The organism is Pseudomonadota bacterium, assembly GCA_010028905.1.
Taxonomy (GTDB): domain Bacteria; phylum Vulcanimicrobiota; class Xenobia; order RGZZ01; family RGZZ01; genus RGZZ01.
The window spans coordinates 1-7,378 of the sequence record RGZZ01000253.1; the positions used below are offsets into that span (position 1 = coordinate 1).

A 7,378-nucleotide genomic window follows, 5' to 3' on the forward strand; every position below is an offset into this window, starting at 1 on the left:
TCGTGCTCGACCACCTGCGCGCCATGCGCGCACGCCTCGGCTTCGCGGCGCTGCTCAGCGCGCTCTGCTGGGGCCTGCACGCGGTGTGCGCGCCAACCCAGGAAGGCCTGCGCGCGTGGCTCGCCGAGGAGGCCCACTACCGAACCTTCGCCGCACTGGACGCCACGGTACTGGCTATCTTCATTCTGCTCATCTGGCGTCATCGCCCCCCGCGCACCTTGAACGCGGTCGAGAGCGCCAGCCCCAGCGACGACACTGGCGGCGAGGCGGCAGATCGGTTCTGGAACCTCGTCATCGTAGGCGCCATGCTCGTGGCGGCCCTGCTCCCCCTCGCCGTGGGGCGCAATCTGGTGGGCGTATTCGAGGAGCGCCTCTTCACCGCAACAGAAGGGTCGTGGCATGGGAACCGCTGGATCGACCCCTTGTACTACGCGCGGGTCATGGGAGGGCGCCTGTTCGGCGTGTTCTACTGCCTGCTCGCGGGGGTGGGAGTGGCATGCGCAGTCGCGACGGGAGCGCTGCGCGACCGCAAGCGGCTGCTCTTCTTCTCGAACGTGGTGGCCGGCAAGTTCGAGATCTACCTCTTCAACATCCTGGGGTTCACCGCCATTGCCGCGACCTGGTGGCCTTCACGCTTCCGCCTGACGCGGCGCGTCGTCCCCGCGCTTCTCGCGGTATACGCCTGGCTCCAGATCTTCGGCTGGTTGCTGCTTCCGGTAAGGGCGTCTGACACACTGGTTCGCCTGGCTCCCTTCACCGTATTCGAGAACGTCGCGCCCCTGGCGCCCGGCGCGGGCAGCGGCCCGATCTGCGTGACGCCCATCTTGCCCGCCCCGCCGTCGCATCGTCGCGAGGCCTTCGTCGAGATGATGGCGCAGATGTGTCAGGCTGTGAAGCAGAAGGCCTGGTTCTTCGTGGGGCTCACGCCTCACAGCTACGTGGCCTACCACCACGACGGCTTCGGCACGGTGGCCGGCTTCACCGATCTGCCCATCGCCATCGTTCCCCTGAACGCTCCCCAAGGCACAGCGACGCTCCCCCCGTACACCCCCTGGCCCGCGTTTTTCGTGGGGCTGCAGGGCGACTACCCGATCACAGGATCGGAGAAGCTCGCGCTCAAGTACTTCGACGACGCCGTGGGCAAGCACCCCCCCGTGCGCCTGCAGCTGTTCGCGGCCTGGGCGTTCACCCCGGACTTCCGCATGCTCATCTATCGCGTCTGGCCGCAGAGCGCCACGCCGCAGGCAGATGATGGAGGCGCCACGACGTCGGAGGCCTCGCCGTCTCCCTGAGCGGCGCCCCCCGCGACGTTCAGCGCTTGCGTGGAGATGGCGAGGGAGGCGCGACCTCACCGGGCACCTGCAGATGATCGTGCTCGGGCGGCTTCTGCGGAGTGGGCGACTTCTTGGGGGTAGGCGCCTTCGGAACGGGCGAGGGAGGGCAAGGGCGTATCCCACCGGCAGGCATCACGCGGTCAGTCTCTTTGGGCACTGGCCGCGGGGCCTGGATCTTGCCTTGTATGGGAATGTTGTCGGTCTCCGGCGGTGGCGATGCCGGCGTTCGAGACGAAGAGGCGATCGGCTTGGGCGCGGCGACCACAGAGCGCGAGAACATCGCCATCAGCGACGCGCCCACCAGTGCAACCCCGGCCGCGGCCAGATCGGTCAGAAAGACGCGGCGGGGAATGAATCGGGGCGAGGGCGTTCCCTCGGAGGAATCGTGCTCGGGCTCGGTCATGCGAGTGCGCTCCTATTGCTTCTGACAGTCGGCGCTGCCGTGTGCAGTATGCGTCGCGAGACGTGAAGGTTCTATTCCCTGTCGAGCAGATTCGAACATGCCGGAGCGTACCCTGCCTGCCGGCGCTTGGGCACGAAGACGGCGCGCGTGCGTACCGCCAACGGATCAACGCGGGTGCTCAGAGGTCCGGGGGAATGTCAGACCAGAGCTGCGCCGTCCCCTCGAGATAGGCAGAGAACACGGCACGCGGGCCGGGGGGCAGGCTCTGGGCGGCAATGCAGGCCTTGTCGAGCAGGCTGGCCTCGGCTTCGAGCTGACGCTTGTACTTCTGCGGGGTGAGGTCAGGCACGGCGGGGTTCGGAAACTCGGGAAGATCGCGATGCCGAGACCTGAACGAAGCGACCAGGGGAAAGGGCGCGCTGTCACACGTCTGTCCCCAGCACGCCAGGCTCTGGGCCTCGACGTCTGCGATCTCGGCGCGCTCACGAGGACGCGCGTGCAGGTACATGGTGCCGCCGCCCTCATACGCATACAAGACCTCGAGGCGTTTGGCGACCCAGCGGTTGGCGCTCTTCACGGCGTCCTGCAGGCTCGTGGCGTCTTGCGACCCGAGGTCGCCGCGCTCGACGAGGTTTGCGGCTTCACGCACGCGCGTGTAGCTGAGCGCGGCGGCGTCGACCGTGTCCTCGCTCCAGCCGTGCAGGTGGGTGTAGGCGTCGATGTAGGTCTTCAGCCCCATGTGGAGGATCTCGCCATGCGAAGGCTCTTCATCCGGAACGCAGGGCGTGGTCGGGGCAACGCTACCCGACAGAGAGGCGCGAAGCGTTGAGATCATGGCGAGACGGTCCTTTCAGGGGAGCAATGCTTGGAGTCCCTCACCCTCAATTGTACGAAGACGCATGAAAGTGATCATGACGAAACGTGCAATGTGCGTGAAACCGACGGCTGCTGTCTCGCACCCAGCACAGGCCGCCAGACGCTCAGCGGCCAGCGTCAGGCCAGCGCCGGCCCTCCCAGCGAGAGCATCGCTCCGCGACGCGTGGTGATGACGAAGGCCTCCTCGCCACATCTCGCCTCGTCGGCTTCGTCGGTCTCGAGATCGACGACGTGGAGAACGCATCCATCAGACATGCGCATCACGCGCAGCGACGACGCGCACGCAAGCAGCACGTGGCCGCCATCCCCGGATACACCGAGCGGGAGCTCGCCCGGCGCACAGCCCTGGATGAAGACCACGCGACCCGTGGCGGGCTCGACGATCTCCACCGAAGCGCCTCGGGGAGGACGTATCTGGAAGGGGCTGCGACGCGCGACGAGACGACCGTCTGCGGTGAGCGCCACGCGAGGGCTGGCCCCCTCTGCGTGAAGCGTCGACGCCGCTGCCCCATCGAGGTCGAGGCGCATGAAACCGCCGCTGGCGTCGCGCAGCAGAACGCACGCGGCGTCGTGCTGCGCCTCCCACGAGACCGGCTGAGCGGGCAGCCTCACCGTGCGGCGCACGCCAGGCGACGCCGACGTGATCTCCACCGTCCAGACATCGACTGACTGATAGGCATCGGCCATCTCCCAGTCACGACGCACGGTGAGCACACCCCTCCCCTCGGAACAGGGCAAGGGGGCGGGGAGATGGTCGCGGAGCGCATCAAAGTCGAAGCGAGGAAAAGCATCGGCGCGGCGAAGGGGGCGCACCCCGCAGGTCCAGCGGTCGTTCCCACCCCACTGCGCCGCCAGGACATCTCCCGCGGCCGCCACGGCGTGCTGCCCATCCGGCGCACAGGCCACCAGCGTCGCAGGCTCAGGGAGACGTCCCAGCACATCGGCCGGCATCCCCGACAGCGAGGGCGCGGCAGCGCGCTGCGATGCGCGCAGGGCGCGCGCGTCTCCCGCATCGGAGGCAGGGCGCCACGTGGCGGCCAGATCAACGAGGGGCCCCGCCGCAATGCCTGCGCTGTGCGTCGACGCGAGAGCCTCGACGGGCCCTGCGTCTGCGAGAGGCACCGGGATCCACACGCTGGGCCACGCATCGGCCGCGTAGCGTCCGGGCCAGCCGATGAGGGCTTCGGCGCCGTCGCCGCGCACGTCGAGGAGCACCGGGCAGACGCCCTTGATCCGAACGCACCGCAGCAGCCGACCCTCTGATGTCCACAGCTCGACCCGCGACTCCATGGGTGCGCTCACATGCCGGACCTCGGTCGACAGGAACCGGACCACCCGCCCGCCAGACAGCGCGACGATGCGGCTGTCACCGTGATCGGTGTCCGGGTGCGTGCGCAGAAGATCGAGCGGACGCGTCCAGGGCAGGGCGGGAGCCACGAGCCTCGGCTCCCCGTCTCCCTCCCAGTCGAAGCCGAGCACACGCCCACCCGATTCGAGCACGGCGTATCCGCCGCCATCCGGGAACGCCGCAAGTCCGCGCACCGGCCACGCGGTCACCCAGGGCGCGGCGGGGCGAAGAGACCGCAGCAGCAGATCACCTTGTGCCTTCATTCGTCCCTCCTTCTGCCGACGCGCTCAAGGGCCTGCGCCGGTGAACGGGGCTGAAAGCAAAAGAGCCTGGGCGCAAGGCCAGGCTCTTGAGACTGGTACCGAAGATCGGGCTCGAACCGATACTCTCTCGCGAGAACGGGTGTTTGAGACCCGCGCGTCTGCCAATTCCGCCACTTCGGCGTGGAGTGCAAGCAGTATAGCACCGTGCCCCATGGAGCGTCAAACTCGACGGCACCGCCTGTGATGACCCAAGGCCGGCGCGCTTTCAGGGGGCACAGACCCGCCCTGTGCGCCTCTGCGAGAACGGCCGAGAAGGCCGACCTCGGCCCAGAAGGATGGCTTGACGTGCGGCTTTCGGCCGCGCTTCAAGCCAGCGCCGTCTTGCGCGCCCCGCGATGCGCCAGGGCGATGGCCAGGGTGCGGCGGATGGGCTCGGCGGCTCCCCACAGCAGCTGGTCGCCCACGGTGAACGCGGTGAGGTACTGCGGCCCCATCTGCATCTTGCGCAGACGACCGATGGCGATGTCGAGGGTTCCCGAGACCGCCGCGGGGGTGAGGCGCGCCAGGGTCTCGGCCCGATCGTTGGGCACGAGCCTCACCCACGGGTTGGCCGTGGCGATGAGCGTCTCGATCTCAGGCAATGGCAGGTCTCGGGTGAGCTTGATGGTGAGCCCCTGGCTGTGGCAGCGCATGACGCCCACGCGCACGCACTCGCCGTCGACGGCGATGGGCGAGGCCGAGCGGCCGAGAATCTTGTTGGTCTCGACCATGCCCTTCCACTCCTCGCGGGTCTGGCCGTTCTCGAGCCCCTTGTCGATCCAGGGGATGAGGTTGACGGCGAGCGGAGCGCCGAAGCACTGGGTGGGGAAGCTGTCACCGCGCACGTCAGCAATGACGTGACGATCGAGCTCGAGCGCGTTGAGGGCTGGCTGCTCGAGCAGGTCGTGGGCGCTGGTGGAGATGGCGGCCATCTGCTTCACGAGCTCGATCATGTTGGCGGCGCCCGCGCCAGAGGCGGCCTGGTAGGTCATGCTCGAGATCCACTCGATGAGCCCCTCGCGGAAGAGGCCGTGCAGCGCGAGCATCATGAGCGAGACCGTGCAGTTGCCCCCCGCGAAGGTCTTGATGCCGCTGTCGAGGCCGCGCTCGATGATGTCGCGGTTGATGGGATCGAGCACGATGATGGCGTCATCGGCCATGCGCAGGGTCGAGGCCGCATCGATCCACACGCCCTGCCAGCCGGCGGCGCGCAGCTTCGGGTAGATCTCAGCGGTGTAATCGCCCCCCTGGCAGCTCACCAGGATGTCGAGGGCGGCGAGAGCGCTCAGGTCTCGCGCGTCTTGCAGCGGCGGAGCGCCCTGCACAGGCGCGGTCGCACCCACAGACGAGGTGGTGAAGAAGGTGGCGTCGAGCCCCTCGAAGTCGTTCTCGGCGCGCATGCGCTCCATGAGCACCGAGCCCACCATTCCGCGCCATCCGATGAATCCAACCCGAGTCGACATGAGTGCGAGACCTCATTTCACGTGATGCCCCGCACGACACGGGCGCAATGCGCCATCGCCACAGACGTCTTGCGGGCGGCGGGCACCTTCGCCAGAGAAGGGCGTCTTCCCTGGAGACGAGGCGCACGCCACTCCCCGCGAAGTCGACTCGAAGGCCCGAGAGGCGACGGGCGGCCGCCCGCTGGCGCGGCCTGTCGTCAGCTCACGGACAAGGGCCATTCTCGCAGCACGCCGTGAGTCCGCACTCCTTGAAGGTGAGAATCACGTTGAACGCCGTGATGCCGATGGCCATGAGGCACGCCACCTGCTCGAACCGCGTCACGACGACAGGCGGCGGCGGGCCCTGACGCGTCGCCGCCTCTCCGAGCCCGTAGAGCAGCAGCAGCACGCCCACGCCGATGAGAATGCAGATCTCGGAGATGAACGACCACGTGTAGAGATGGAGCCCCATCACGGGGTCACCGTATCCTCCGGTGCCAGGGACGATGTGAAGCAGGATCTGGCGCGCGGCCGTGCCCGCACCGAAGAGCGCGGCGAGGATGATGAGGCCGTAGTTCTGGGGGCGGATGCCGCCGCGAAGATTGAGAACGGCACCGCACATGACCCCCATCATGCCCATGCGCTGCAACAGGCAGAGGGGGCAGGGGTTCTCGTGAAGCCCCAGCTGGAAGTAGAGGGCGCCTCCCAGGATGCCCACCAGGATGTAGATCATGAGCGCATTGAGGAATCGGGACACTGCGTCCCAGCGCTGCGGTGTCACAGGTCGATCTTCAACGTGGAGTCAGCGTGATGCAGGTACATGGCAATCGACGCGATGAGCGAGACGAAGAACAGCCCGTGGGCGGCGCGCTCGTTCTCACGCCACGCGCACGTCATGGTGGCGGTCCAGAGGGCAAAGATGGCGGCCATCATATGATGCGTGTCTCTCCTTTTGTGGGGGTGCGTCGGGGTACGCTTCGGTGACCGAGTTCGGGCCGGTCATGCGCCCTTCCTGTAGGGGGGCAAGGAGCTGCGCGATGCGGGCGACGGCGCGATGCGGGGGGCGGCGCGATGCGGGGGTGTCAGGCGTCGCGATGCACCGTATCCATCGAGAAGGCAGGCACGCACACCGCGATGTACTCGGCACCTTCGTCGGTTGGCGTGCTGTACTGCACCCACTCGCCCGCGTGGGCGATGACCGACTGCCCTGCCTGCACATCGAGCACACCGTCACGATGGGTCACCCGCAGCAGGCCCTTGAGCACCACGGTGAACTCGTCGAACGCGGGGGTCTGCCCCGGCTCGACCCAGCCGCCGGGGCTCTTCATGTGGGCCACGCTGGCATTCTCGGTCTTCGTATTGACCCGCCCCACGTGCTCGAGGATGATCTTGGGCTTGTTGCCGGCCGAGGTGATCTGGGTAGGTTGCGCGATGTGTGTGGGCATGAAGGGCCTCCTGCAGATTGGCGTGTGGAGTGCTGCCGGTACCGAGCCTGGCAGTCGCCCCTCCTGGTTCGAACCGCCCCTCCCCTTCCCCTCTGTTGCCTCCGCTGGCCAATCTGCCCACGGTGCCTTCCAGGGCACCTGGCCCGCGCTGCACGGGGTCGTTTCCCCCGCTGGCCAACCTGCCCACGGTGCCTCCCAGGGCACCTGGCCCGCGCTGCACGGGGTCGT

Annotated in this window: 7 protein-coding genes and 1 tRNA gene; 1 reads left to right on the top strand and 7 read right to left on the bottom strand. The window is 67.9% G+C overall.

What is annotated here, in order from left to right; genetic code table 11:
• The coding region (locus EB084_15880; GenBank protein ID NDD29738.1) for a hypothetical protein at positions 1-1,292 on the top strand (1,292 nt) is incomplete at its 5' end.
• Between the two features lie 19 nt (positions 1,293-1,311).
• Here the strand turns inward: EB084_15880 and EB084_15885 are convergent.
• The 7 genes from EB084_15885 to EB084_15915 form a co-directional block, all read right to left on the bottom strand.
• A complete protein-coding gene (locus EB084_15885; protein NDD29739.1) occupies positions 1,312-1,737 on the bottom strand; it encodes a hypothetical protein in 426 nt (141 codons plus the stop codon).
• A gap of 178 nt (positions 1,738-1,915) precedes the next feature.
• Positions 1,916-2,572, bottom strand: a complete 657-nt coding sequence (locus EB084_15890; GenBank protein ID NDD29740.1) for a hypothetical protein — start codon at positions 2,570-2,572, stop codon at positions 1,916-1,918.
• A gap of 158 nt (positions 2,573-2,730) precedes the next feature.
• Complete coding sequence (locus EB084_15895; protein ID NDD29741.1) at positions 2,731-4,224, bottom strand: hypothetical protein; 1,494 nt, start codon at positions 4,222-4,224, stop codon at positions 2,731-2,733.
• A gap of 93 nt (positions 4,225-4,317) precedes the next feature.
• A tRNA-Leu gene (locus EB084_15900) sits at positions 4,318-4,404 on the bottom strand.
• 185 nt (positions 4,405-4,589) lie between these two features.
• Entirely contained in the window at positions 4,590-5,726 is a 1,137-nt protein-coding gene (gene asd / locus EB084_15905) for an aspartate-semialdehyde dehydrogenase (protein ID NDD29742.1), read from the bottom strand.
• Positions 5,727-5,928: 202 nt separating this feature from the next.
• Positions 5,929-6,438, bottom strand: a complete 510-nt coding sequence (locus tag EB084_15910; GenBank protein ID NDD29743.1) for a disulfide bond formation protein B — start codon at positions 6,436-6,438, stop codon at positions 5,929-5,931.
• A 349-nt stretch (positions 6,439-6,787) separates the two neighbouring features.
• On the bottom strand, positions 6,788-7,150 hold the full coding sequence (locus EB084_15915) for a cupin domain-containing protein (protein ID NDD29744.1): 363 nt from the start codon (positions 7,148-7,150) through the stop codon (positions 6,788-6,790).
• Between the last annotated feature and the right edge of the window lie 228 nt (positions 7,151-7,378).